21 protein-coding genes are annotated in these 23888 nt (G+C 66.6%); 8 read left to right on the forward strand and 13 right to left on the reverse strand.

Going from position 1 to position 23888, the window contains the following annotated elements; translation table 11 throughout:
- Position 1: 1 nt before the first annotated feature.
- Entirely contained in the window at positions 2 to 703 is a 702-nt protein-coding gene (locus tag ACP7BY_RS01855) for a YoaK family protein (protein ID WP_137902928.1), read from the forward strand.
- Between the two features lie 7 nt (positions 704 to 710).
- On the opposite strand, the gene ACP7BY_RS01860 is transcribed toward ACP7BY_RS01855, so the two are convergent.
- Positions 711 to 1640, reverse strand: a complete 930-nt coding sequence (locus tag ACP7BY_RS01860; RefSeq protein ID WP_033966548.1) for a LysR family transcriptional regulator — start codon at positions 1638 to 1640, stop codon at positions 711 to 713.
- A 127-nt stretch (positions 1641 to 1767) separates the two neighbouring features.
- On the opposite strand from ACP7BY_RS01860, the gene ACP7BY_RS01865 reads away from it, so the two are divergent.
- On the forward strand, positions 1768 to 2466 hold the full coding sequence (locus tag ACP7BY_RS01865; protein ID WP_033966568.1) for a pirin family protein: 699 nt from the start codon (positions 1768 to 1770) through the stop codon (positions 2464 to 2466).
- A gap of 47 nt (positions 2467 to 2513) precedes the next feature.
- On the opposite strand, the gene ACP7BY_RS01870 is transcribed toward ACP7BY_RS01865, so the two are convergent.
- From ACP7BY_RS01870 to ACP7BY_RS01895, 6 genes are all read right to left on the reverse strand, one after another.
- On the reverse strand, positions 2514 to 3335 hold the full coding sequence (locus tag ACP7BY_RS01870) for a TorF family putative porin (RefSeq protein ID WP_137902927.1): 822 nt from the start codon (positions 3333 to 3335) through the stop codon (positions 2514 to 2516).
- 166 nt (positions 3336 to 3501) lie between these two features.
- Positions 3502 to 5019: a SulP family inorganic anion transporter gene (locus tag ACP7BY_RS01875; protein ID WP_052192491.1), complete on the reverse strand. Its 1518-nt coding sequence runs from the start codon at positions 5017 to 5019 to the stop codon at positions 3502 to 3504.
- Positions 5016 to 5711 (reverse strand): carbonic anhydrase, encoded by a 696-nt coding sequence (locus tag ACP7BY_RS01880; RefSeq protein ID WP_010403597.1) that lies wholly within the window; start codon positions 5709 to 5711, stop codon positions 5016 to 5018. The genes ACP7BY_RS01875 and ACP7BY_RS01880 overlap by 4 nt, the downstream gene beginning before the upstream one ends.
- Before the next feature lie 107 nt (positions 5712 to 5818).
- Positions 5819 to 7123, reverse strand: coding sequence for an ATP-binding protein (locus tag ACP7BY_RS01885; RefSeq protein ID WP_033966547.1), 1305 nt, complete (start codon positions 7121 to 7123; stop codon positions 5819 to 5821).
- Positions 7120 to 7833, reverse strand: a complete 714-nt coding sequence (locus tag ACP7BY_RS01890; protein WP_033966545.1) for a response regulator — start codon at positions 7831 to 7833, stop codon at positions 7120 to 7122. Before ACP7BY_RS01890 ends, ACP7BY_RS01885 begins: the two co-directional genes overlap by 4 nt.
- A 198-nt stretch (positions 7834 to 8031) precedes the next feature.
- Positions 8032 to 8850, reverse strand: coding sequence for a lectin OAA family protein (locus ACP7BY_RS01895; RefSeq protein ID WP_137902926.1), 819 nt, complete (start codon positions 8848 to 8850; stop codon positions 8032 to 8034).
- Between the two features lie 530 nt (positions 8851 to 9380).
- Between ACP7BY_RS01895 and ACP7BY_RS01900 the strand changes: the two genes are divergently transcribed.
- Positions 9381 to 9641, forward strand: coding sequence for a hypothetical protein (locus ACP7BY_RS01900; protein ID WP_052192490.1), 261 nt, complete (start codon positions 9381 to 9383; stop codon positions 9639 to 9641).
- Positions 9642 to 9683: 42 nt separating this feature from the next.
- Here the strand turns inward: ACP7BY_RS01900 and ACP7BY_RS01905 are convergent, their stop codons facing one another.
- From ACP7BY_RS01905 to ACP7BY_RS01930, 6 genes are all read right to left on the reverse strand, one after another.
- Positions 9684 to 10799, reverse strand: coding sequence for an ABC transporter permease (locus ACP7BY_RS01905; RefSeq protein ID WP_126848700.1), 1116 nt, complete (start codon positions 10797 to 10799; stop codon positions 9684 to 9686).
- Entirely contained in the window at positions 10796 to 11932 is a 1137-nt protein-coding gene (locus tag ACP7BY_RS01910) for an ABC transporter permease (protein ID WP_137902925.1), read from the reverse strand. Before ACP7BY_RS01910 ends, ACP7BY_RS01905 begins: the two co-directional genes overlap by 4 nt.
- Positions 11929 to 12939, reverse strand: coding sequence for an HlyD family secretion protein (locus ACP7BY_RS01915; RefSeq protein ID WP_052192489.1), 1011 nt, complete (start codon positions 12937 to 12939; stop codon positions 11929 to 11931). The genes ACP7BY_RS01910 and ACP7BY_RS01915 overlap by 4 nt, the downstream gene beginning before the upstream one ends.
- A complete protein-coding gene (locus tag ACP7BY_RS01920; RefSeq protein WP_033966543.1) occupies positions 12936 to 14417 on the reverse strand; it encodes a TolC family protein in 1482 nt (493 codons plus the stop codon). The genes ACP7BY_RS01915 and ACP7BY_RS01920 overlap by 4 nt, the downstream gene beginning before the upstream one ends.
- A gap of 86 nt (positions 14418 to 14503) precedes the next feature.
- Positions 14504 to 14764 carry a hypothetical protein gene (locus ACP7BY_RS01925; protein ID WP_137902924.1) on the reverse strand — a complete coding sequence of 87 codons (261 nt, stop codon included), beginning with the start codon at positions 14762 to 14764 and terminating at the stop codon, positions 14504 to 14506.
- The gene (locus ACP7BY_RS01930; protein ID WP_137902923.1) at positions 14761 to 15255 is read right to left on the reverse strand and encodes an SAM-dependent methyltransferase; all 495 of its coding nucleotides are present in this window, start codon (positions 15253 to 15255) and stop codon (positions 14761 to 14763) included. The genes ACP7BY_RS01925 and ACP7BY_RS01930 overlap by 4 nt, the downstream gene beginning before the upstream one ends.
- A gap of 304 nt (positions 15256 to 15559) precedes the next feature.
- Between ACP7BY_RS01930 and ACP7BY_RS01935 the strand changes: the two genes are divergently transcribed.
- The 5 genes from ACP7BY_RS01935 to ACP7BY_RS01955 all read left to right on the forward strand — a co-directional run bounded on the left by ACP7BY_RS01935 (position 15560) and on the right by ACP7BY_RS01955 (position 23827).
- Positions 15560 to 17299, forward strand: coding sequence for an ABC transporter permease (locus tag ACP7BY_RS01935; protein ID WP_033966752.1), 1740 nt, complete (start codon positions 15560 to 15562; stop codon positions 17297 to 17299).
- 31 nt (positions 17300 to 17330) lie between these two features.
- The gene (locus ACP7BY_RS01940; protein ID WP_137902922.1) at positions 17331 to 18647 is read left to right on the forward strand and encodes an AAA-associated domain-containing protein; all 1317 of its coding nucleotides are present in this window, start codon (positions 17331 to 17333) and stop codon (positions 18645 to 18647) included.
- An 81-nt stretch (positions 18648 to 18728) separates the two neighbouring features.
- Positions 18729 to 19931 (forward strand): TetR family transcriptional regulator, encoded by a 1203-nt coding sequence (locus ACP7BY_RS01945; protein WP_171010547.1) that lies wholly within the window; start codon positions 18729 to 18731, stop codon positions 19929 to 19931.
- Between the two features lie 61 nt (positions 19932 to 19992).
- Positions 19993 to 21306, forward strand: a complete 1314-nt coding sequence (locus tag ACP7BY_RS01950) for an MFS transporter (RefSeq protein ID WP_171010546.1) — start codon at positions 19993 to 19995, stop codon at positions 21304 to 21306.
- A gap of 103 nt (positions 21307 to 21409) precedes the next feature.
- Positions 21410 to 23827: a TonB-dependent receptor gene (locus tag ACP7BY_RS01955; RefSeq protein WP_137902921.1), complete on the forward strand. Its 2418-nt coding sequence runs from the start codon at positions 21410 to 21412 to the stop codon at positions 23825 to 23827.
- Positions 23828 to 23888 lie beyond the last annotated feature (61 nt).

The raw sequence follows: 23888 nt of genomic DNA on the forward strand, positions 1-23888 counted from the left end.
AATGGCCACCCCCACGCCTCCCCAACCCGCTCTGTTGCCGCCGCTGTTGCTGTTGCTCTCCTTCACCACCGGCCTGGTCGATGCGACCAGCGTGCTCGGGCTGGGCAAGGTGTTCACCGCGAACATGACCGGGAACATCGTCTTTCTCGGCTTCGCCGCTGTGGGCACGCCCGGTTTCACCGTCGCGCCCTATCTGATCGCGATCGCCACCTTCATGCTCGGCGCGTTCCTCGCCGGGCGCACCGGGCGCTTCCACACCAACCGCCCGCTGCGTCACTGGCTGCTCTGGTCGGCGCTGATCGAGGCGGTTTTGCTGTGGGCTGCGGCGATCATCGCCCTCGGCTTCGATCCGGCGACGCTGACGCCCGAATGGCAGTTGTTTGCGATCATCGCGCTGACGGCGGTCGCAATGGGCTACCGCAACGCCACGATCCGCCAATTGAAGGTGCCCGACCTGACGACCACGGTGCTGACGCTCACGATCACCGGCCTCGCCGCCGATTCGACACTGGCGGGCGGCAGCAACCCCAATTGGGCGCGGCGGATCGCCGCGGTGGTGGCGATCTTGCTGGGCGCTGCGCTCGGCGCGGTGCTGGTGCGATACGGGCTGGCTGTGCCGCTCGCAGTGGCAGGGGCACTGATTCTGGGTGGGACGATCGCCTGCACGCTGCATCCCGATGCGAGGCGACCGCTGGCGGGGTAACCGGTTCTCACACGTCGGGAACGCCCGGAAGCTCGGCATCCTCGCGGCCCTGCGCGACGAACTGGTCGAGCAGCCAGGATGCCGCCGGGCCGGGCGGCACGTCCCGCCGCCAGATGCCCGAAAAACGATAGATCCCGCCCGGCTGTTCGGGCATCGCCAGCCTCACCAGCGTCCCGGCCACCAGATCGCCCTCGATCAGCGGCAGCGGCATGTTGCCCCAGCCGATCCCCTCGCGCAGCAATTCATGTTTCGCGCCGAGATCGGCCAGCCGCCAGGTGCGCGGGCTCATCACCGCAAAGTCGCGCCCCTCGGTCAAAGGCGAGCGATCGGTCAACACGAGTTGCACGAAATCGCGCCCTGCGCCGGGCGGGATCGGCGTCATCCGCGCGAGCGGATGGTCGGGCGCGGCGACCGGCACCATCTGCACCGATCCCGCCGTCACCGCTTCGATCCCCACACGCCCAGCCGCCAGCGGCCCGGAGATGCCGACCACCGCTTCCCCATCTTGCACCAAAGCGACCACTGCTCCCAATGCCTCGACATGCAAGCGCAGCGTGACCGTGGGGTAGGCGGCAGCGAAGGCGCGTAACACCTTGCCCAGCCGCTGCGCGGGCAGCATCACGTCCACCGCCAGATGCACCTCGGCCTCCAGCCCGTCGAGCAGCCCCTTCACCTTGGCGCGAAGACCGTCGATGCCCTGCGCGACGCTGCGCACCTCGGCCAGCACCGCGCGCCCGGCCTCGGTCAGCTTGGGCTTGCGCGTGCCTTCCCGGTCGAACAGCAGCACGCCCAATTGCGCCTCGAGATTGGCGATGCCATAGCTGATGACCGACACCGCGCGGTTGAGCTTGCGCCCGGCAGCGGCAAAACTGCCGGTATCGACCACGGCCAGAAACACGCGGAGCTGGTCCAGGGTTGGCGTACCGGGATTGTGCATATCAACTTTCTCGAACGTTTCGATGCACTTTATCCGACTGAGCAGCGAAGTCGAGCCGCTCTATATCCCTGTCATCGACGGACGGACCGGCACCCTGCCAGTCCACCGCAGCACAGGAGTTTGCGCCATGATCGACCTTCGCCCTTATGCCAGCCTCGGCGGTGCCAATCACGGTTGGCTCGATGCCAAGCACCATTTCTCCTTCGCCAATTACTACGACCCGGCGCGCACCAATTGGGGCAATTTGCGGGTGTGGAATGACGACACGATCGCCCCGCAGACCGGCTTCCCGCCGCATCCGCATCGCGACATGGAGATCATCACCTATGTCCGCGAAGGCGCGATCACGCACCAGGACAATCTCGGCAATCTCGGCCGCACCGAGGCGGGCGATGTCCAGGTGATGAGTGCCGGCACGGGCATCACCCATTCCGAATATAATAAGGAGGATATCACCACCAGGATCTTCCAGATCTGGATCCAGCCGACGCGCGGTGGCGAGAAGCCAAGCTGGGGTGCCCGCCCCTTCCCCAAGGGCGATCGCGCCGGACAGTTCGTGGTGCTGGCGAGCGGCTTTGCCGAGGATGGCGATGCGCTGCCGATCCGCACCGACGCCCGCGTTGTCGGTGCCACGCTCAAGGCGGGCGAGACCGCCGAATATCCGCTCGGCAAGGATCGGCGCGGCTATCTCGTCCCCGCGACGGGCGCGATCGAGATTGACGGCGTGCGCGTCAACGCCCGCGACGGTGCGGCGATCCGCGATGAAGCGGTGCTGCGGGTAACCGCGATCGAGGATAGCGAGATCGTGCTGGTCGACGCTGCCTGAACCATATTGGCCGCCGGGGTTCCTGCCCCGGCGGCCATAATCCGTCGTTAGAAGGCGGCGGAAACGCTGAACACCACCTTGCTGCCCGCGATCGACGATCCGTTCTTGGTCGAGGAGAAGTTCGGCAGGAGATAGGCCGATTTCGCGCGGCTGATGTCGGTGTCGACATAAGCGACGCCCAGCGTCACCGGGCCGACAACATAATCGACCCCCAGCAGCCAGTCCCAATAGCTCCCCGTCGGTGCCACGCTGGTGCCGTTCGGCCCCAGCCCGGGATTGCCCTTGGAATAACCGATATGTGCCTTGGCGGTGACGGGCGTGCCGGGAATGCCCGCGCTGCCATCGCCCCACAGATAGAGATTGTCCTGGGACTGCCCGCGGCTTTCGGCCGTGTTGGAGAAATTGCCCAGCGCCTTTTGCTTTGGCGCATAGGCGACACCCGCCAGCAAGGTCGCCGGACCAAGCGTGCCGCTCACTTTGACATAGGGTTCGGCGAAATCGGTGAGAGCGGCACCTCCGGGATACATGTACCAGGTCAGCCCGACATCGATCGTGCCGCCAGCGAGCGGGCGCTTATAGCCGCCGACCAGATCGAGCTCGAGATTGGCACCGCCAAAGGTGCCCCAGCCGGCAAGGTTCGAGGCCCAGGTGCTGGCGTAGAGGCCACTTTCGTGGGTGACGGTGATGCCGCCCTGCAGCGCGATCTGTTTGTCGGATTGGGACACGCCCCGGAAGCGATAGTCGGAGACGAGCGCGACGCTGCCCGATACCTTGAACGGCGGTGGCGGTGCGGTGTCTCCGCCCGTGTCCTGCGCGACGGCGGGGCTGGCGATCAGCGCGAGCGCGGCGGCGAACGTGAATCGATACATGGGATCCCCCTTTGAAGTGGTGGTGGGTTCCCGCCTGCGGTCCGGTGCCGCCGCTCCTCTCATCGCCGGATTGGGGGATGCGATGGGGAGCGGTCGACCTCGGGAGTTCTGGTGTAGCGTCGCGGTGGTGCCGCGATCTTGCCGCTTTGTAACGAAGCGTTGCTTGCTACGCGGTCATCGTGGCGAGCTTGTAGGACGCACCGGTCAATTCGACCGGATGCCCGGCCGCACGCCGCCGCGCGAGCCATTCCTTGAGCAATTCGGCGCAGGTATGATCGACCTTGGTCAGCCGCGACACGTCGAGGCACGTCGGCCCATCCATCGGCAGTGCATCCAGCGTGTCCGACAATTTGGGCAAGGTCACGAAGGTCGCGCTGCCCGCCAGCGCCATGCAGCGCCCTTGCGTCTCATCGGGCATTTCGACCTTCAGGCCCAGGCGACGCACATGCGGCACCAGTTCGAGCAGCGAGAGCGCGATGCCGACCAGCACGCCGGTCAACAAATCTTCCGCCACCACCGCCACGAGCGTCACCGCCCAGATCAGCGCTGGCAACACGCCATAGCTGTGGAACAGGTGACGGACGTGCGCGAGACTGACCAACCGAACCCCGGTCACCACCAGGATCGCGCCCAGCGCCGCCATCGGGATTTCGCGCAGCAGCCACGGCAGCAACGCGACGAAGCCCAGAATCCAGATTCCGTGCAGCATCGTCGAGAGCCGCGTCGTCGCGCCCGCCTGCACGTTGGCCGAGCTGCGCACGATCACGCCGGTCATCGGCAAGGCGCCCGCCACGCCGCACAGCAAATTGCCGATGCCCTGCGCGCGCAGTTCCTTATTGTAATCGGTGCGCACGCCATTGTGCATCCGGTCGACCGCCGCCGCCGACAGCAGCGTCTCCGCGCTGGCGATGAAGGCGATGGCAAGCGCTGCGACGATGATCGACGGGTCGATCCACTGGGCCAGGAAGTCCGGCGCGGGGAGCGCGACGGCGGCGACGATCGATTGCGGCACATCGACGCGGTCGATCGTGAGGCCGAGGCTGAACGCGGTCAGCGTGCCGACCATAACGCCGACGAGCGCTGCTGGCACTTGCTTCAGCGCAGCCGGGCGGAAGCGTTCCCAGCCCAGCATCGCCGCGATCGTCAACAGGCCGATCATGAACGCCTGTTCGACGCCCGAGACGTTGGTCGCCGACAACCCGAACAAACGGCCGGGAATGGCGAGCAGATTCTGGATGCCGCTCGGCAAGGGCCGCGCATCGAACAGCACGTGGAACTGGCCGACGACGATCAGCACGCCGATCCCGGCGAGCATGCCGTGGACGACGGCGGGCGAGATCGCACGGAACCAGCCGCCGACCTTGAGGATGCCGGCAATAAGCTGAATCAACCCGGCGAGGATCAGGATCGGCCCCAGTGCCGACAGGCCCTTGTCACGGACCAGCTCGAACACGACGACGGCAAGGCCAGCGGCGGGGCCGCTGACCTGCAAGGGGGAACCGGCCAGCGCCCCCACGACGATGCCGCCGATGATGCCAGTGATCAGGCCTTTTTCAGGCGGCACACCAGACGCGATGGCGATGCCCATGCACAAGGGCATCGCCACCAGAAACACGACGATCGACGCGGTAAAATCCCGCGAAGCCACTGCCAGCGTCGGCAATTTGAAACCGGCGAAGCTCATTCAGCCGCCTCCAGATAGGATACGCCCGAAGCAAGGCGCTGCTGCGCGGGCAAGGCGACCGGCATCGGGCGATCGTCGCGGATCTGCTCGAAGCGGCCCGTGCCGCCATCGAGCGCGAACACCGCACCCTGATGAATGTCGAAGAACCAGCCGTGCAGCGCCAGCTCGCCGCGCGCGATGCCCGAGGCGACCGCCGGATGCGTGCGCAGATGCGCGATCTGCACCACGACGTTTTCCAGCGCCGCCGCGCGCACCTGATCGTGGCCGTCAAGATCGGGATAGGCATCGCTCACCACCGAATGCGCCGCATGGCTATGGCGCAACCACGCCGCCACATTGGGCATGGTTTCCAGCGACGACGGGTTCATCAACGCCTTCATCGCGCCGCAGTCGGAATGACCGCAGACGATGATGTCGCGCACCCCCAGCGCCATGACGGCATATTCAACCGTCGAGGTCACACCGCCATTGGCGTTGCTGAACGGGGGAACGATATTGCCGGCATTGCGGCAGACGAACAGATCGCCGGGGGCGGCCTGCAGAATTTCCTCGGGCACCACGCGCGAATCCGCGCACGACACGATCAGCGCTTTTGGCCGCTGGCCGTTGACGGCGAGGTTCGCGTAGAGCGCGCTCTGATTGGGGAACACCGACTTCTGAAAGTCGAAGACGCGACCGATCAGCTCGTTCATGAACCTGGCTCCTGCTTGCACCGCGCGGGGGCTGCGCGGGCTTCACAGGATCAGATACGAACTGCGTTTTGCTGCAACGCGGCACTTTTGTAAGGAAGCGTTTCCGATCAACGTGGCAGGCGGATTTCCGCACGCAGGCCGCCTTCGGGCAGATTGGTGAGGCGTAGCGCGCCGCCTTCCAGGTCGACCAGTCGCACCACGATCGCCAGCCCCAGCCCCAGCCCCAGCGTATCGCGCCGACGCGCGGTATCGAGCCGGACGAACGGCTCCAGCACGCTCTGCAAGGCGTCTTCCGGAATACCCGGCCCGTCATCCTCGACCCGCAAAATTACGTCACGCGCAGTGGCGGAGAGCGCGATCGTCACCACCGATCCGTGGTGCAGGCCGTTCTCGACCAGATTGGTCAGCGCGCGCTTCATACCGAGCGGGCGGAAGCGATGCTCGAGATGCGATGGGCCGACATAATGCACCTCGCGCCCGTGATCCGCAGCATCGTCGGCCAGCGTCGCGCACAATACGGCGAGATCGGCCAGCACGGGTTTTTCGGGGTCATCCTCGCCACCGAGAAAGGCAAGCAGCGATGCGACCATGGCATCCATCTCGGCCACGTCGCCCAAAATTTCGTCGCGGAGCGGCTCGACCGAGACGCCCTCCGCGCGCAACCGCAGCCGCGCCAGCGGGGTGCGGATATCATGCCCCACCGCCGCCAGCGCCTGGGTCCGATCGGCGATCAGTTGCTGGATGCGCGCCTGCATTCGGTTGAACGCGGTGATGACGCGGCGCACCTCGCCCGGCCCCTCCTCGACCAAGGGCCGCGGCTCGGCGGTGCCGAAGCGGTCCGCCGCATCCGCCAATTGCCGCATCGGGCGCAGCGTCCGCCCGATCAGCGCACCGCCCAGCACCATCACGCCGCCCGCGATGGCGAAGGCGATCAGGATGCGACTATACGATTCGTCCAGGCTGTCGATCGGCTCAACCGTGCGGAAGTGCAGCCAGCTCCCATCGGGCAGCGCACTCGCCCCCGCGACATAGGCATCCTCACCGATCGTATCGAGGTGGAGCCGCAAATCGCCTGAGCGCAGCACCGGTTCCCAGCTGAGCACGCGCGCGCGCATCTGGGTAAGCGCGGGGTCGGTCGGCGCGGGCGCGGTGGCGCTCCATGCCATCGTGTAATGCGGGGTCGACAGGCGCCGCGCCATCGCCGGGCGCTCGGCCACTGGCGTATCCATCGTCAGCCGCCGCGCGATCACCAGATGTTCGGCCAGCCGCCGCCCGACATCGTCGCGCACCGAAAACTGGCTGGCGCGCTCGTACAGCACGGCATTCATGGTAAATTCGACGAGCATCGCGAGCAGCAGGATCGCCACGACCCGCCCGATCAGCCCGAGCGAGGGATGCACGAAACGCCTCAAGAACGCTCGACCGTGGTGTTGAACATATAGCCGACCCCGCGCACCGTCACGATCGGCGGCGCGCTGCCCTCGGTCGTCAGCTTGCGGCGCAAGCGGCTGACCAGCACGTCGACGCTGCGATCGGTGCTGTCCCCCATACGCGTGCGCGACAGTTCGATCAGCCGTTCGCGCGCGATCACGCGGCCGGCATGGTCGAGCAGGCTGACCAGCAGATCGAACTCCGCCCCGGTCAGATCGACCACCGCGCCGCTCGGTGCCTGCAATTCGCGCCGCGGCAAGCTGACCGTCCAGCCGTCGAAGCGGCGCACGCCTTCCTCGCGATCCTGCGTGTCGCGCGGGGCCTCGGTCCGGCGCAGCACGGCGCGGATGCGCGCGGTCAGTTCGCGCGTGCCGAACGGCTTGGCAAGATAATCGTCCGCCCCCAGCTCCAGTCCGACGACACGATCGGTTTCGCTCGCGCGGGCACTGATAAAGATGATCGGCACATTGCTCTTCTGCCGCAAGCGCCGGCACAGCTCGATACCGTCAGTGCCCGGCAACATGATGTCGAGCAGCACCAGGTCGACCGGCCCGGCGTCCATCGCCAGCCACATTTCGGGCGCGGAGGCGGCGGGGCGGACGGTATAGCCATGCTCCTGCAACGCCCGCGTGGTCAGCGTGCGTAGCGCGGGGTCGTCCTCGACCAGGACGATAGTGGGGGCAGTCGTCATCGGCGTGGGGTCAGGCAAGGTTTCATGTGTCCGTTTCGGTAGGGACGCGCTTCAGCAGCGTCAACGCACACAGCGGTCCGAGCGATCCTACCCCGATCCCCAGCAACATTTCGTCACACAACAGCCAAGACCCGGCACGATTGCGATCGCACCCACGACATGCCGCCCCCCGGTCGTGCCGGGGAGCGGCCGTCATCTTCACGCCGTGGCGTGGACCTTGGCGACGCTCGGCACCAGCGCGAGACCGATCGGACCTTCCCCGGCATACATCATCGTGCCGTTCAGGTTCGCACCGTCGCCCTTGGCGCTGATCGCGACGACGCCCTGCTTGCCGCGGCAGCCGAGCACCCATTCACCACCCGGATGCCAGGGTGCGTCGTTGCCGCCCCATTGGTTCACCACGCTGTAGGTGTTGGCCATCGTGCGCGTGCCGCGGAAGCCGATCGGACCTTCGCCCTTATAGGTCATCGTACCCGTCAGCGTCTTGCCATTGTCGTGGCTCGACACTTCGAGGCCAACCACTGGCTGGTCCGGCCGGCACCCGATCACCCACTGGCCGCCCTGATGCCACGGAGCCCCGCTGCCGCCCCATTGATTGGTGGCGTTGAAGGCGAGACCGGGAGATTTGGTGCCCTTGACGCCGATCGGGCCTTCACCCGCATAGGTCATCGTGCCCGTCACCGTCTGACCGTCCTTGGACGTCAGGTCGAACGCCACCGCATTCTGGCCATCGCGCGCGCCGAGCAGGAACAGGCCCGCATCGTGCCACGGGGCGTCGTTGCCACCCCATTGGTTTTCGGCCTGGTAGCAATTTTCGGTCACGCGCGTTGCGCGCAGGCCGATCGGCCCCTCACCCTGATACGTCATCGTACCGGTGAAGCTCAGTCCGCCATCGCCGGATTGAATATGGAGTGCGGTGGGCAATTGGTCTGCGCGGTTTCCGATGTTGAGCACCCCACCGTCGTGCCACGGTGCGGACGAACCGCCCCACTGATTTTGGATATTGTAGACGGTCATAGTCGACATCCTTTCCTAGGGTTACGGATTAAAACCGATTTTTATCGTTCTTTTAAAAAGGTCACGCGTTAACGCCACGGGCTATGCGATAGCCGTGGGATATCAAATATACTCTATTTGAAGCGGACTGGCCTGCCGATATCACGAGTCGATCAAGCACGTATTAATTACAGCATATTCGTATTTCGCTCAAGTATATTGTCCGATCTATAGGCGATCTTATTGACGACCTATTGCGTCAGAGCGATGCGACGACGCCGGGCCGCGACCAGTCTCGCCGCCGCTGATTGTCCAGTAAATGGTCGGCCCCGCATCCGCGCCGACACCCCCGACTGCGCGATCCTCTCGGGGTACGCTCCTTCTACACATTGGCGTCACGAACCAAGGATCGGGAAAGTGGACCACGCCACACCCTCGCAAACGGCCACGGCCGTCACGCAATCTGGTGTGTTGGTCATATGGCACACTTCTCGCATGGACTCCGAAGCGGGCGGCGGCAAATCCATGCCCCGGTCGCTTGGAGATCCGCCATGAGCCTGACCGCCCACCTGATCGCACTCGCCGCCGTCGCCGCGTCACCGCACTCTGCGCCACGCCGAAGCACCATCACCGAAACCTACCGGGTAACCTATAAAGCGGACCGAGATGTCTATTGCATTCGCTTCTTCGCCGACGCGTCGCCCGCCGATCCGCGCCCGGGCACGCCGCCCGACCCGTGCCGCACCCGCGCCAACTGGGCGAAGGACGGCGTTCACATCACGGATACGCAACGCACCGCCGCGCCCCTTTGAGACTGGGCCGGAACGACGGTGCGGCTGGTTCGCCTCGCAAGATCAAACCGCCGCACCGCCCCCAACCTTTGCGTGTCTCGCCAGCCGCAGCGCCGCCAGCGCACCGAAGCACGCCAGTTGCGCCGCCAGCACCGCCAGCGCACCCGACACTTCGCCAAGCGTCGCACCCATCTGGTTGAGCGGCACAAACAGATGGGTCGCGGGCGTCACCGGGATCGTCCACGCCAGCGCCTGCACCCATAAAGGCATCGCCACCAGCGGCCAGGCGAAGCCCGACAGGAACACAAACGGGATCGAGGTCGGGATCAGCAACTTCAGCGCATCGTCGCCGTTGCGCACCAGGCTGCCGACCAGCATCCCGAGCGCCGCCACCGTGGCCGCAAACAGCGGCACCACCAACACCAGCGCCGGGATATTCCCGCCATGGGGGATATCCTGCAGCCAGAATACCAGCCCGAAATACAGCCCGCCCGCCAGCGTCCCGATGGTGGCGCAGCCCGCCCACACCCCGGCAAAAGCGCGCGCGCCCGGCACCCAAAGCCCCTTGCGCCGCCGCTCGGCAATCAGCCGCGCCACCGCGAACAGCAGCGTCTGTTCGAGGATGACATTGGCGACCGCTGGAAAGACATAGTCGCGATAGCCTTCGGTGGTGTTGAACAACGGCCGGGTGACGACCGACACGTTCGACAAGGCCTGGATTTGCGGCACCCCGGCAAGGCGCTGCTGCACGGTCGCGGTGATCGCACCGGCGATACTCTTGCCCACCGCCTCGGCGCGCAGCAAATACGCGCCGTTCAGCCACAAGGCGATGCCGGTGCCGGGCCGCGCCTGCATTAGCCCGCTCGCCAGCCCGCGCGGCAGCAGCAACACGCCCTCCACCTTACGCGCCCGCACCAGCGCCGTGGCGGTCGCCATGTCGGGCGCTTCCTCGGCAATCGTTACCTCGGGCGCGGCGTCGAGCTGACGCACGATCGCGCGCGACAGCGCGCTATGATCGGCATCGACCACCACGATCGGCAACCGCTCGACCACCTGATGGGCATAAGGCGCAGGATAGTAAAAGGCGTAGAACAGCACCGAGATCACGGCGACCGCGACCAGATCGCGCGTGCGCAGGATCTCCAGCAGTGCGCCTTCGAAAGCCTGGCGAAAGCTCATGCCGCGCGCCGCATTTGCCGGCGGATCACCAGCAGCGCCGCGCCGCCCGCGACCAGCGGCACCAGCGCCAGCACCGCCGCCTGCCGACCCCAGGTCGCGAGGCTAACCCCGATCGTCTGATCCATCTCCAGCGCCACATAGTGCGTCAGCGGCAGCACGCTGCTCCACACCCGCGCGAACAGAATACCGCCGTTGAGCGGCAACGACGCGCCCGAATAGGCCAGCGCCGATCCAGCATAGATCACACTCGCCGACAGGCTCGTCGCGACTTCGCCCGTCAGCGCGATCAATAGCGCCGACATCGCGGCGGTGGCGGTGAACAGCAGCACTCCGCCAACCGCCACCAAGACGATCTCGCCGCCGAAGCGATACCCCTGCCCCAGCGTCAGCCACAACAGCCACAGGCACAGCCACAGCGTGCCGATCACGACATGCGGCAGGAAACGCCCGACCAGCGCCGCCGCAGGACTGCCGACCCGCCGCGCCCACACGGCCAGCGATCCGTCCTCCAATTCCCGCCCCAGCGATGCCGCCGTCGTCACCGCGATCAGCAGATGCAGCAGCGCCGGGCCGATCAGCAGCCCGAGATACCATTCCAGGCTCGCGCCGGGATTGCCGAGCACGGTCACCTCAACCCCCGGCGGCGGCGCGTGGAGCAAGGCGGCCCCACTCAAACCGGACTGCGCAAGCGCATGACGCGCCAGTTCGGTGGTGACCGCCAATTGCAACCGCGTGGAGGCGAGCGCGCCGGTCGACAGAAACGCCGTCTGGTAGAAGATCTCGACCGAGCGCGGCGCGGCGCGGGCGCGGCCATCACCCAGCCCGGCGGGCAGCACCACCACCGCCACCGCCTGTTCGCGCCGCACCGCCGCGAACGCCTCGGCCAGATCGCTGCCGACACCGGCCACACGCACCGTATCCGACGCCGCGATCGCGCGGATCACCGCGCGCGACACGGCGCTGTGGTCCTGGTCGACGATGCGCACGCCCAGCCCCTGCGGCACGCCCGCAAACAGCATCCCGCCCATGACGAGCAGGAACAGCAACGGCAGCAGCGTTAGCAGCGCCAGATCGAAGCGATCGCGCGCCAAATGCGCCAGCTCGGCCCCGAGCGCGCGGCGCAGCCCGCTCATCGCGGCCAGTCGAACAGCACGCTCATCCCCGGCCGCAGCCCCGGCACGCGCTCGGCCGGGCGCAGCTTCACCGAAAAGGAGCGCACGTCATAGCCGCTCGACTGGCGCGTCGCGCGGATCGTGGCGAATTCGGCCTCGGGCGCGATATAGGCGACGCGGAAACGTACATCGCGGTTGAGCGCGGGGACATGCCCCGTCAGCACCCGCCCCACGGCCAGCCCACCATATTGGCTCTCGCGCACCGTAATCGCGACCCAGGGATGGTCGATATCGGTGACCTGATAGGCGGGCAGGATCGGGCTGACGATCTCGCCCGGTTGCAACAGCTTGCGCGCCACTTCGCCCCCGATCGGCGATACCAGCTTCGTCTCCGCCACCAGCGTCTGCGCGGTCGAAAGGCCCGCCTCGGCGATGCGCACTTGCGCGGCGGCGGCTTGCTTGTCCTCGCTGCGCGTGCCCGCCAGCGCCTTCTCATATTGCAGCCGCGCCGCCTCGGCCGAGCGCATGCTGCTGTCGCGCGCGGCATGCGCCTCGTCACGGCGCTGCGCGGCGATCACGCCCTCGGCATAGAGCGTATCGGCGCGCTTGCTGGAAGTGGCGGCAAGGTTCGCGGCAGCCTGAGCCGATTGCCAGATCGCGCGCAGCGACCCGACATCCTCGCTCCTTGCGCCCGCTTGCGCCACCGCTTGCAACGCCCGCGCCGTATCGAGCGCGCCTTGCGCCTGGCGTTCGGCATTGCCGAGTTCGGGGCTCGACAGCGTCGCCAGCACTTGCCCCGCCGCAACGCGCGCGCCCTCGTCGACCAACAGCCGGTCGACCCGCGCCAGCGTCTTGGTCGCGACATTCACGCTGTCCGCCTCGACCATGCCCTGAATCTGTTCCGGTGCCGGGCGGCTGGCAAGGAACAGCCCGACCGCGACGATCACCGCGACCAGCGCCAGCCCGACATAGAGCAGGATGCGCGCGCGGCGGCTTGGGGCGGGGGTTTCGGATGCGGTATCGGTCATTGCCCGGCTCCATAGACAAGGCGCTGGTCGGCGCGCGCGAGATAGCCGCTAAATTCATCCAGCCGCCCGGACGATGCCAGCAGCCCGGCCAGCGCCAGATCATATTCATACGCCACCGAAATGCGCTGCGCCTCGGCCGCATCCAGCGCCGCCTGCGCCGCGATCACCGGCGTCGCCGTCCCCTCGCCCTCGCGAAACGCGACCGTCTGCACCCGCAGATTCTCGCGCGCGGCGGTGATGCTGCTGTCGAGCAGCACGAACGACCGCCGCGCCGCCTCGACCAGATTGTAGGCGCGCATCGTCGCGCCGGTGGCAGTCTTGCGCGCTTCAGCCGCAGTGTCGGCGGCGGCGGCGGCGGTGGCGCGCGCGGCGTCCTCGCTATGCTTGCGCCCGATATTGGAGAGGATCGTATAGCGCACGCCAACCCCGACCGTCCAATCGGGTTCGATCGGCAAGGCGTTGGATTGGTTGAAATTATATTCGCCAAAGGCATAAGCCTGCGGCAACCGCTGCGAGCGCGCCAGCGCGACCCCCGCATCGGCGACTTGCCGCCCGCCATCGGCGGTGCGCGCCTCCGGCACATTGCCTTCATTGCCCAGGAACGCCTGTGCCGGCGCAAGCGGACGCGTCTGCACAAACAGCGCCGTGGTCGGCGCGACGCCCGTCTCCAGATCGAGCAGCCGCGCCAGATCGTCGCGCGCGCTGGCATAGGACAAATCGGCACGCTGATAGACGCGCTCGGCGGTGTCGCGCGCCACCTCCACTTCCAGCGTGCGCGCATGCGGGATCACCCCCGCCGCCTCCAGCTTGCGCGAATCCGACAAAACCGCGTCCAACGCATCGCGGCTGCGCCGCGCGGACTCGAGCAAGCCCGCTGCTGCCTGTTGTCCGAAATAGGCGCGGATCAGGTCGATCCGCGCGAGGTTGAGCGCCTGCGCGCGCCGCCCCTCCGCCATCGCCACCCCGCCTTGCGCCGCGCGCTGGATCGCCGGGATCGCGCCGCCGGTATAGAGCGGCAACGCCCCCTGCACCGTCGGGCGCAGCACATCGTCGCGGAAGCGATAGCTGAGCTGGTCGGGGATCGCGTTGAACAGCCCCGGCAGCGCCTGCGACAGCCGCCCGCTAATGTCGGCGGCGATCTGCTGGTAAGCGGGCGGCACGCTCGCGGGCAGCGCCGCCAGGAACGTCTGCGTGTTGCCCAGCGTCGTCGCCTTGGGGCCGCTCACATCGACCGACAGGCTCTTTTGATATTCGAGATATTGCACCGATGCGGTGACGATCGGCCGGTGCAGCGTGCGCACCGCATCCGCCGCCGCGCGCGCCGCCTCGACACCGTGATCGGCGGCGCTGATGGTGTGCGAGCTGCGATCATAGCGCGCCTGCGCCGCATCGAAGCTGAGCGCGGTCTGCGCGGAAGCACCCGACGCGCTCGCCGACACCAGCGCGATCGCGATCGGCCAGTGCCCGCTTCCTACCATGCGCCATTCCCCCGAAATCGTTGGCCGAGGGTTGCGCATACCAACGCGCCAAAAGCTACGCCATGCCTAAACGCCCGCCGCCGCCGTCAGCGCCTTGCCTCGCCCGAGCGCCTCGCCCGTCGCGCGCGGATCGCCGCGAGCAGCGCGCGGTGGCGGCTCCGCTCCACCCGCACCGCAGCGGCGACGCGCTTGCCCTGCACGATCAGCACCAGGCCGATCAGCGCCACACCAAAGGCGGGTAAGGCGAGCAGGCTGCCGCCGTCCATGCGGTCGGCCAGCCCGATCGCAGCGGCAAAGGCAAAGGCGACCGCGCCGACCCCGCGCCACGCCAGATCCCGCTGCCTCATGCCGCCACCGCCGGTTCGGCGATCAGCGTGCGCCCGGCACATTCGACCGCACGCACGGCATCGCAGCTGCACCCCGCCGCACCGTGCCACAGCACGATGTCGGCGGGGAAATCGGCCTCGTCGCCCAGCGCGCTCGCCAGATCGCGCGTCTCGAAGGTCAAGCCGATCGCCGGATCGCGCACCCCGCTCGCCGCCACGCGGGCGCGCTCGACCAGCGCCTCGGCGTCATCGATGCCCAGCACCTCGATCGCCGTGAAGCCCAGCATCCGCGCATGCCGCGCCGCGCACAGCAGCAGCGTACCCGTGCCGCAATCGGTATCGATGATGCGCACGCTGCAGCGTTTGGTCGCCCGCAAGGCTGACAAGGCCGCAGCAACCGCGGGCCAGCGCGCATCGCGGCAGCGCAAGCGGGGGGCTGCGGCCGCGCGACGCGGCTGCGTCCGCAAACGCCGCCGGGGACCGCCAATGCTATGTTCGGGAAGGTGGGTCATGATGGCAGCGGAATGCGCCCCCATGCCGTAAAAAGTCCCCGGCGATCGCACCCCATTTCCGTGAAGAATCCATAAAGCGCAGCGATCGAAAGCCCCCGCTCCGCCCGCGATTGACAATGCTGCAGTGCGGGAGCAATCGCCCGACGTCGGCCGAATCGCCGACACTCAGGATCAAACAAGCAAATGCCAAGCGACAGTAGTCGACAATATGCGCCGTCGGGGGCGCCCGGCCGAGCCTGATCCGATCAGTCTCGCCCCGGGTGGCCGTCGACGGCCGCCCGTGTGAGGTGAGACAATGCGTGAGATGCCCCAGATTGCCCGGGGTGTGCGGCCCTTTTCGCGCTTCTGGCGCGTCACGACGCCAAGCTGGGCCGACGCCATCGCTTTCCTGCTGCTTGCCGGTCTCGGCGTGCTCATCGTGCGCGGGGCGGAGGGCGTCGCGCAGCCGCTGTCGCAGCTCCGGCTCGACCCGGTCGCGCTCGATCCGTGGAACCTGCCCGCTTATGCTCTCCGCACCACGCTGCGCATGTTTGCAGCGCTTGCGGCATCGCTCGTCTTCACCTTCGTCGTCGCCACCCTCGCCGCCAAGAGCAAGCGCGCCGAGATGGTCATCGTGCCTGCGCTCGACATCCTGCAATCGGTGCCGATCCTCGGCTTCCTGACCTTCACCGTCACCTTCTTCATGGGCCTCTTCCCCGGCCAGCAATTGGGCGTCGAACTGGCGGCAATCTTCGCCATCTTCACCAGCCAGGCGTGGAACATGGCGTTCAGCTTCTACCAGTCGCTGCGCTCGGTGCCGAGCGACCTGGAGGAAGTCTCGCGCGGTTTCGCGCTGTCGCCGTGGCGGCGCTTCATCCGCCTCGAACTGCCCTTCGCCACGCCGTCCTTGGTGTGGAACGCGATGATGTCGATGTCGGGCGGCTGGTTCTTCGTCGTCGCGTCCGAGGCGATCAGCGTCGGCAATACCCGGATCATGCTGCCCGGCATCGGATCGTGGCTGGCGCTCGCAATCGACCGGCAGGATTTCCGCGCGGTTGGCTGGGCGGTCGCGGCGATGGCGGTGGTGATCCTGCTCTACGATCAGCTCGTCTTCCGCCCCGTCGTCGCCTGGGCCGATCGCTTCCGCTTCGAACAGACCGCCTCGCAGGACGGCCCGCAAAGCTGGGCCTATGATCTGTTCCGCCGCACCAAGCTGCTGCCCGTGCTGTTCGCCCCCTTCACCGCGCTCGGTCGCTTGCTGATGGCGATCGACCGCCGCCCGGCCCGCGCCGAACGCTCGCACCGCCGCGAAGCGCGCAGCCCGCTCGGCCAGATCCTGTGGCTCGCTTTGGTCGCCGCCGCTTTGCTCGCCGCCGCCTGGCTGGTGATCGGCTATGTCGCCGGTCACCTCGCCTGGCACGATGCGTTCACCGCCTTCGGCCTCGGCCTCATCACCATGGCGCGCGTGCTGGTGCTGATCGCTTTGGCCAGCCTGGTGTGGGTGCCGATCGGCGTGTGGATCGGCCTGCGTCCGCGCTGGGCCGAGCGGCTGCAGCCGGTCGCGCAGTTCCTCGCCGCCTTCCCCGCCAACGTGCTGTTCCCCTTCGCCGTCATCGCGATCGTCCACTGGCACCTCAACATCGACATCTGGCTGTCGCCGCTGATGGTGCTGGGCACGCAGTGGTACATCTTGTTCAACGTCATCGCCGGCGCCAGCGCCATCCCCAACGACCTGCGCGAGGCGGCAGGCATGTTCCGCGTGCGCAGCTGGCAATGGTGGCGCACGCTCGCCATCCCCGGCATTTTCCCTTATTATGTCACCGGCGCGCTCACCGCATCGGGCGGATCGTGGAATGCCAGCATTGTCGCCGAGGCGGTGTCCTGGGGCAGCGAGCGGCTCGAGGCGCATGGCCTCGGCACCTATATCGCCAAGGCCACCACCGCCGGGGATTTCCCGCGCGTGACGCTCGGCATCGCGGTGATGTCGATCTTCGTGATCGGCTTCAACCGCTTCCTGTGGCGCCCGCTTTATGCCTATGCCGACCGCCGCCTGCGCCTCGCCTGACCTTCGACCTTCAAGAGACTGGACCCGGACCATGGCCACCCTCGCCCGCACCGCCACCGCAAACACGCTGCTGAAAGTCGAACACCTCACTCACCGCTACGGCAAGGCCGGCAGCGGCGGGCTGCTCGTGCTCGACGATGTCGACCTGACGCTGCGCGAAAATGAAGTGGTCGGGCTGCTCGGCCGCTCCGGCTCGGGCAAATCGACGCTGCTGCGCTCGATCGCGGGGCTGATCGAACCCGACGAAGGTGCGATCGATTTCGTGCCCGACGAGAACGGCGCCGCCCCCAGCGTCAGCATGGTGTTCCAGACCTTCGCGCTCTTCCCCTGGCTGACCGTCCTCCAGAACGTCGAGCTCGGCCTGGAGGCACAGCGCGTCCCCGCCGAGGAACGCCGCACCCGCGCGCTCGCCGCGATCGATTTGATCGGGCTCGACGGTTTCGAAAACGCCTATCCCAAGGAACTGTCGGGCGGCATGCGCCAGCGCGTCGGCCTGGCCCGCGCGATCGTCGTCAACCCGTCGCTGCTGCTGATGGACGAGCCCTTCTCCGCGCTCGACGTGCTCACCGCCGAGACGCTGCGTACCGATCTGCTCGATCTGTGGGCGGAAGGACGCATGCCGATCAAGTCGATCCTGATCGTCACGCACAATATCGAGGAAGCCGTGCTGATGTGCGACCGCATCCTCGTCTTCTCGTCCAACCCCGGCCGCGTCGCCGCCGAGATCAAGGTCGATCTGCCGCAACCGCGCGACCGGCTCGACCCGCCGTTCCGCGCGCTGGTCGATGACATTTATGCCCGCATGACCGCGCGCGCCGCGCCCGAACCGGCGCGCGACGGCGTGTTCCCCGGCACCGGCATCCAGATGGTGCTGCCGCGCGTCTCGACCAACTCGCTTGCCGGTCTGATCGAGGAAGTCGATGCCAGCCCGTTCAACGGCCGCGCGGCGATGGCCGACCTTGCCGACCAACTCCAGCTCGAAATCGACGATCTGTTCCCGATGGCGGAAACGCTGCAATTGCTGCGCTTCGCCGAATTGCAGGGTGCCAACATCCAGCTCACCCCCTCGGCGCGCCGCTATGCCGAGGCCGATGTCGACACGCGCAAGGCGCTGTTCGCACAAGCCCTGCTCGCGCACGTCCCGCTCGCGCAGCACATCAAGCGCATCCTCGACGAACGCGCCGGCCACGCCGCCCCGGCGCGCCGCTTCCGCGACGAACTCGAAGACCATATGTCGCCCGATTATGCCGAGGAAACGCTGCGCACGGTCACCCTGTGGGGCCGCTATGCCGAAGTCTTCGCCTATGACGAGGATGACGACCGCTTCTCGCTGGATGACGCGGTGTAAATAACGGCGTGCGCAATCAAGAATGCGGACAGTCGCCGGTTCGGTCGTGACGTGCCGCGCGACGTGCGATACGGAATGCCCATGCAGGTGAAGCACTCGGCCAATCAGGATGGCATCGGCGTGGACACGATCGTCGATGCCGCGCTCGACATCATCGTTCGCCAGGGCCTGTCCGAGCTGACGCTGCGCCCGCTTGCCGTGAAGATCGGCATGAGCGTCTCGGTCATTTCGGCGCGCATGGGCAGCAAGGAGCAATTGATCGACCGCGTAATCGAAGAAGCGGCCGCGCGCGATGGCCGTTTCTTCGCGCATTGGCTGGATCTTGCGGCCGCCGTGCCGACGGGCCCGCGCGGGCGTGCCACGCTTACCGACATCGCGTTTCGCGACTGGCTCGACACCGGTCGCAGCCAGGCATTGCTGCTGATCGAACTGGTGCATGACCGTGCCCTGCAGGCGACGGCGTCGCCATTGCTCGACGCATGGCTGGACCGTGCCGGGGCGTTCTGGTCGACGCTGGTGTTCGGATCACCGGGGCTGGCGGATCTGGCGCTGGGCTATATTCTCGACGAAGCCGGTTTCGCGCTCGGCGCAGGCGCAAACCCGGCATACACCTTGCTGCGGCTCCATTGCTTGCACCGCTTTGCCGACGGACTGTTTCCCCGACCGGTCGATGACGATGCGGCCGACGCGATCCCTCGACTGATCGCCGCGCTCGAATCGCGCGATCAGCCGACCACCGATCTCGACGACCCGAAGCGCCGCCGCATTGCCGACAGCGCCGCGCAGGTGATCGTCTCGCAGGGCATCGACATGGTCACGCACCGTTCGGTCGCGCTGGCGGCGGGCGTTCCCGCCTCGACCGTGGTCTATCATTTCGGCGCGCGCGGCGCGCTGGTGGTGGCTGGGCTGAACGCGGTCATCCAACGCTTCCACCTCTATCGAGACCGCGCACGCGCTGCGAATGTCGCGCCCAATGACGACAGCAGCGCGCGCGACCTGATCAAGGCGACATCGATGATCGCATTGGCCAGCGTGCGCGAGCCGAGCCTGGTCCCGCACGCACTCGATATGCGGCGGCGGCGCGGGGAGAATATCCGCGCGGTCGATCTGGAATCGCTGGGGATTGTCGATTCCCCGGGCTTTGATCGCGCGACCGGGCAAGTCATCTCGATCGCCCTGTTCGGGATGCAAATGATTGCGATGGCGCGCAAGCTGCCCGAGCGGGATTATTATCTCCGCGCTTTCGCGGCGCTGTCGGCATGGCGCACCACCCCAGCGGACTGATCGCCCGACCGTCATCGAAACGGCACATCCCCGCGCTACCGCGGCACTGTGGATGTTCAGCGTGCATGACCGAAGCGTACCCGCGCGCGCGCAATTGTTGGCGCTGTCGCTGCCGACCTTCGTGTTTGCGGGATATGACCTCACCCGCCACAGTTTCCTCGCCCCGTATTTGTCGTGTGAGCTTGGGCTGACCATCGGCGTGGTGGGGTGGCTGGTCACCCTTGCCAACTTCGCCTCGATCCCGGCAGAGGTGATGATGGGGGTGTTGTGCGATCGTGGATCGGCGCGAATCGGGCATCGCGCGCCGTGGATGCTGGGCGGCACCGTAGTGATCGTGCTCGCTGCAACGATGCTGCTGCAGGCAACGCGGTCGACCGGGGTGGGCACCATCGCTTTGGCGCTGACCGGGCTGGTGATGGGCTGGGCGGTCTGCAACGTCACCCATGGGGCCTGGGCGTTGGAGGTCTCCGCCAATGCGATCGGACGTGCCCGCGTCTTTGGGCTGCGGACGCTGTTCGGCATTGCCGGGGGCATCGGCTTTTCCCTGATCGGCGTCGCCCAGACCGGGCTGTTGCGGTCGCCGGTTATCGCGATGCTGCTGGTGATCATCGTCGCGACGCCAATAACCCACGGGTTTCTGATCGCGCTGGTCCCTGATCGCCAAGCCAGGGCGCGCGCGTGGCGATGGCGCACGGTGCTCGATCCGTTGCGCATTCCCTATGCCAGCCCGCAAAATCGGCGGCTTGCGGCGCTGTTCGCGCTCAACGGCGCACATACCGCGATCACCAGCACGGGGTATCTGTATATCACCGGGTCCGGCCTTGGCCTGCGCGCTTGGGGGCCGACCGGGGTTCTGGTGCAGGCGCTATGCGCGGCGCTTGGCATTGTCGTCGCGATCCGCCTGAGGCGGCATCTGTCTGCGCCTGTCCTGTTGCGCATTACCTTATGGGCCAATCTGCTGATGGCCGCCGCACTGATCGCCTTGCCGCCGCATCAGCCGGTGCCATTGATGCTGTGGAGCGTCCTGTTCGGGCTTTTCTCAGCGGTCGATTTCATGGCGCTGCGCGTCCTCCTCGGCGGTCGGCTGGACGCTGATGGCGGCCCGGATGCAGGCGAGGCACGGGCTGCCGCTTATTATGCGGGCTTCCATCTTCCCTTCAATCTTTGCGGCGCGCTTGCCACGGGTGTGCTGTTCCTAGGGTATAAGCTGCTGGGTTTCGATCCAAATACCGCGCGCGGCACTGCACAGGCGTTTGCGCCGGTTATCCTGTGCCCGGCTTTGGCCGAAATCGGCCTGATGGCCGTATCGCTTGGAATTCTGGCGAGATTTGTCGGATCGGTGCCCGTGTGGGGGCAGCATCGCCGTCGGCATTGATCTCAGCATTAACTGAACAAGTGTAATTTTCTTGTCATTGACCCTCGCTAATGGACCGCCATGCCCGCAGCCGAATCGGCGCGCACATTTGGGGGAATACACTATGCATACGCTCTCACTTTCCAGACTCTTGGCCAGCGCCGCGATCATCCTGTGCGCCGGGACCGTTACTGAACAAGCGTTCGCGCAAGACGCGACGACGGGCACCGGTACCAGCGCGAGCCAAGGTACGCGCACGGCACCGGCCGACGGGCTGGAAGACATCGTCGTCACCGCGCAGCGCCGCCGCGAAAAGGCGCAGGACGTGCCGATCGCGATCACTTCGGTCAGCGGTGCCGCGTTCGAAAAGACCGGCTATATCTCGCTGACCGACCTGCAATATGTCGTGCCGGGCGTGCAATATGACCCGACCCAGGGTGCCGCCTTCCAGATCCGCGGTGTCGGCAGCACGTCGTTCGACTTTTCCAATTCCAAGTCGGTCAACGTCGTCGTCGATGACGTCGTCATGGACGCGCAGCGCGACAACGGCTTGACCGGCCTGACCGACGTGGCGCGTGTCGACGTGCTGATGGGCCCGCAAGGCACGCTGTTCGGCAAAAACTCGACTTCGGGCGTGATCGCAATCACCACCAACCGCCCCGAATTCGGCAAGCTCAGCGGCAATTTCTACGGCAGCTATGGCGAACGCAACGACCGCATCGTCAACGGCACCGTCAACGTTCCGCTCGGCGACGATGCCGCGCTGCGCGTGTCGGCGTTCGAACAGGGGCAGGACGGCAAGGGCCGCTATGTCGTGCTCAACCGTAACCTTGGCCGGGTCGATGAATATGGCGTGCGCGCGAAGCTGCGCTACCAGCCGCTGGAGCAGCTCGAATTCGTCCTGGCCGGCGAATATACCCGGCATTACGATACGTCGGTGCGCATCCCGGTGGGCGGCCCGGCCGGATCGGTCTATGCGCCGTCGGCCGCAATCACTGCGCAAATGATCGCGCTCGGCGTCACGCCCGGGCCGCAAAACGCCAGCAATGCCGACAGCTATCTCGGATCGATCGCCACGACCAACAAGGGCGGCTCGCTCCACGTCACCTATCAGATCGGGCGGAACACGCTGACCTCGATCACCGCCTATCGCGAAACGGCCTATGGCAACGACACCCCGGCGGACCTGCTGCCGAACACGATCTCGTCCTACATTCCGTTCAACATCGGCCGGCTGACGACCAACAAGTTCAGCCAGGAAGTGCATTTCGCCTCGCCGACCGGGCAGTTTTTCGAATATCTGATCGGCGGCTTCTACAACAAGCTCAATGCGCGGCAGACGCAGGTGCAATGGGGCACGCTGGGCGCGCCGCTGATCTCGGCTGCCGGCGTTCCCGCGCCGACGCTGTATGCGCTGACCGGTGCCAATGATCCGATCACCGGCAAGCTGCTCGGCAATACCGTGCTGTTCAACGCCCGCAACGAGACGGCGGCGGTGTTCGGCCAGACCAAATTCACCTTCACCCCGCAACTGAGCCTTACGCTGGGCGGGCGCTACAATTATGATTGGAACGGGCAGACGCTCGGCTACATCAACATCGATCCGATGACGATCGCGGGCTATACGCCAAACTTCATCGCGACCAGCAACGCGCCGACCGCCGACTTCCGCACGGGCTCCAAAAAGGGTGGGCGCTTTACCTACCGGATCGCGCCGCAATTCACGATCAGCCCCGACGTGATGGTCTATGCGTCCTATTCGACCGGCTACAAGCCCGGCGGCGTCGCCTTTGTCGGCAACAAATATGATCCGTACAATCCGGAATCGGTGAAAAGCTGGGAAGTCGGCGTGAAGTCCGAATTTCTCAACCGCCGCGTTCGCCTGAACTTCGATCTCTATTCGTCGAAATACACCAATTTCCAGGCGACGATCCTCACCCCGGTCAGCACCGGCGTCGGCGGCTTCATCCTCGCCTCGGCGATCGGCAACGCGCCGGGCCTGCGCTCGCGCGGGTTCGAAGCGTCGCTGGCGGTGAAGCCGACGCGCGACTTCTCGATCGGCGGCGCGGTGACCTTCACCGACGCCAAGTTCACCGATTATGTCGCCAGCCCGACCGCCAATTACACCGGCACGCGGCTGACCAACGCGCCGCGCTGGTCCGCCACGATCAACGCCGATTACGGCACCGAGGTCAGTGCGGACCTGAAGGTGAAGGCGCATGTCGATTACGCCTATCGCAGCGATTCGCAGACGGTGACAGGCGCACAGCTTGGGGACTTGCTGGCCCCGGCGGTGAGCAATGCCGATGGCACCAAGACGCCCAATTCCAGCTATGCCTTCGTGCCGGCTTATGGCCTGGTCAACACCCGCTTCAGCTTGGCCAAGGTGAACGACACGGTCGAGGTCGGCGTCTATGCGCGCAACCTGTTCAACACCTATTTCTCCACCGGGTGGCAGATCTACGGCGCGCTCGGCCTGCTGCATTACACGTCGCCTAACGCCTATCGCACCGTTGGCGGCTACGCGAAGTTCAAATTTTGATCCTGCCGGGGCCGATGCGCAACCGCGCGTCGGCCCTGCCCCTCTTCCGCTATAGAAAGAT

The organism is Sphingomonas sp. PSPC2-2 (genome assembly GCF_049897725.1).
Taxonomy (GTDB): domain Bacteria; phylum Pseudomonadota; class Alphaproteobacteria; order Sphingomonadales; family Sphingomonadaceae; genus Sphingomonas.

Bases quoted from the DNA above. Each gene is read 5' to 3' on its own strand.
- ACP7BY_RS01855 (WP_137902928.1), top strand. From the start codon at position 2: ATGGCCACCCCCACGCCTCCCCAACCCGCTCTGTTGCCGCCGCTGTTG.
- ACP7BY_RS01880 (WP_010403597.1), bottom strand. From the start codon at position 5,711: ATGAACGAGCTGATCGGTCGCGTCTTCGACTTTCAGAAGTCGGTGTTC.
- ACP7BY_RS01915 (WP_052192489.1), bottom strand. From the start codon at position 12,939: ATGACCGATACCGCATCCGAAACCCCCGCCCCAAGCCGCCGCGCGCGC.
- ACP7BY_RS01940 (WP_137902922.1), top strand. From the start codon at position 17,331: ATGGCCACCCTCGCCCGCACCGCCACCGCAAACACGCTGCTGAAAGTC.
- ACP7BY_RS01870 (WP_137902927.1), bottom strand. From the start codon at position 3,335: ATGTATCGATTCACGTTCGCCGCCGCGCTCGCGCTGATCGCCAGCCCC.
- ACP7BY_RS01900 (WP_052192490.1), top strand. From the start codon at position 9,381: ATGAGCCTGACCGCCCACCTGATCGCACTCGCCGCCGTCGCCGCGTCA.
- ACP7BY_RS01910 (WP_137902925.1), bottom strand. From the start codon at position 11,932: ATGAGCGGGCTGCGCCGCGCGCTCGGGGCCGAGCTGGCGCATTTGGCG.
- ACP7BY_RS01925 (WP_137902924.1), bottom strand. From the start codon at position 14,764: ATGAGGCAGCGGGATCTGGCGTGGCGCGGGGTCGGCGCGGTCGCCTTT.
- ACP7BY_RS01935 (WP_033966752.1), top strand. From the start codon at position 15,560: ATGCCCCAGATTGCCCGGGGTGTGCGGCCCTTTTCGCGCTTCTGGCGC.
- ACP7BY_RS01860 (WP_033966548.1), bottom strand. From the start codon at position 1,640: ATGCACAATCCCGGTACGCCAACCCTGGACCAGCTCCGCGTGTTTCTG.
- ACP7BY_RS01930 (WP_137902923.1), bottom strand. From the start codon at position 15,255: ATGACCCACCTTCCCGAACATAGCATTGGCGGTCCCCGGCGGCGTTTG.
- ACP7BY_RS01895 (WP_137902926.1), bottom strand. From the start codon at position 8,850: ATGACCGTCTACAATATCCAAAATCAGTGGGGCGGTTCGTCCGCACCG.
- ACP7BY_RS01890 (WP_033966545.1), bottom strand. From the start codon at position 7,833: ATGACGACTGCCCCCACTATCGTCCTGGTCGAGGACGACCCCGCGCTA.
- ACP7BY_RS01875 (WP_052192491.1), bottom strand. From the start codon at position 5,019: ATGAGCTTCGCCGGTTTCAAATTGCCGACGCTGGCAGTGGCTTCGCGG.
- ACP7BY_RS01865 (WP_033966568.1), top strand. From the start codon at position 1,768: ATGATCGACCTTCGCCCTTATGCCAGCCTCGGCGGTGCCAATCACGGT.
- ACP7BY_RS01920 (WP_033966543.1), bottom strand. From the start codon at position 14,417: ATGGTAGGAAGCGGGCACTGGCCGATCGCGATCGCGCTGGTGTCGGCG.
- ACP7BY_RS01955 (WP_137902921.1), top strand. From the start codon at position 21,410: ATGCATACGCTCTCACTTTCCAGACTCTTGGCCAGCGCCGCGATCATC.
- ACP7BY_RS01905 (WP_126848700.1), bottom strand. From the start codon at position 10,799: ATGAGCTTTCGCCAGGCTTTCGAAGGCGCACTGCTGGAGATCCTGCGC.
- ACP7BY_RS01945 (WP_171010547.1), top strand. From the start codon at position 18,729: ATGCAGGTGAAGCACTCGGCCAATCAGGATGGCATCGGCGTGGACACG.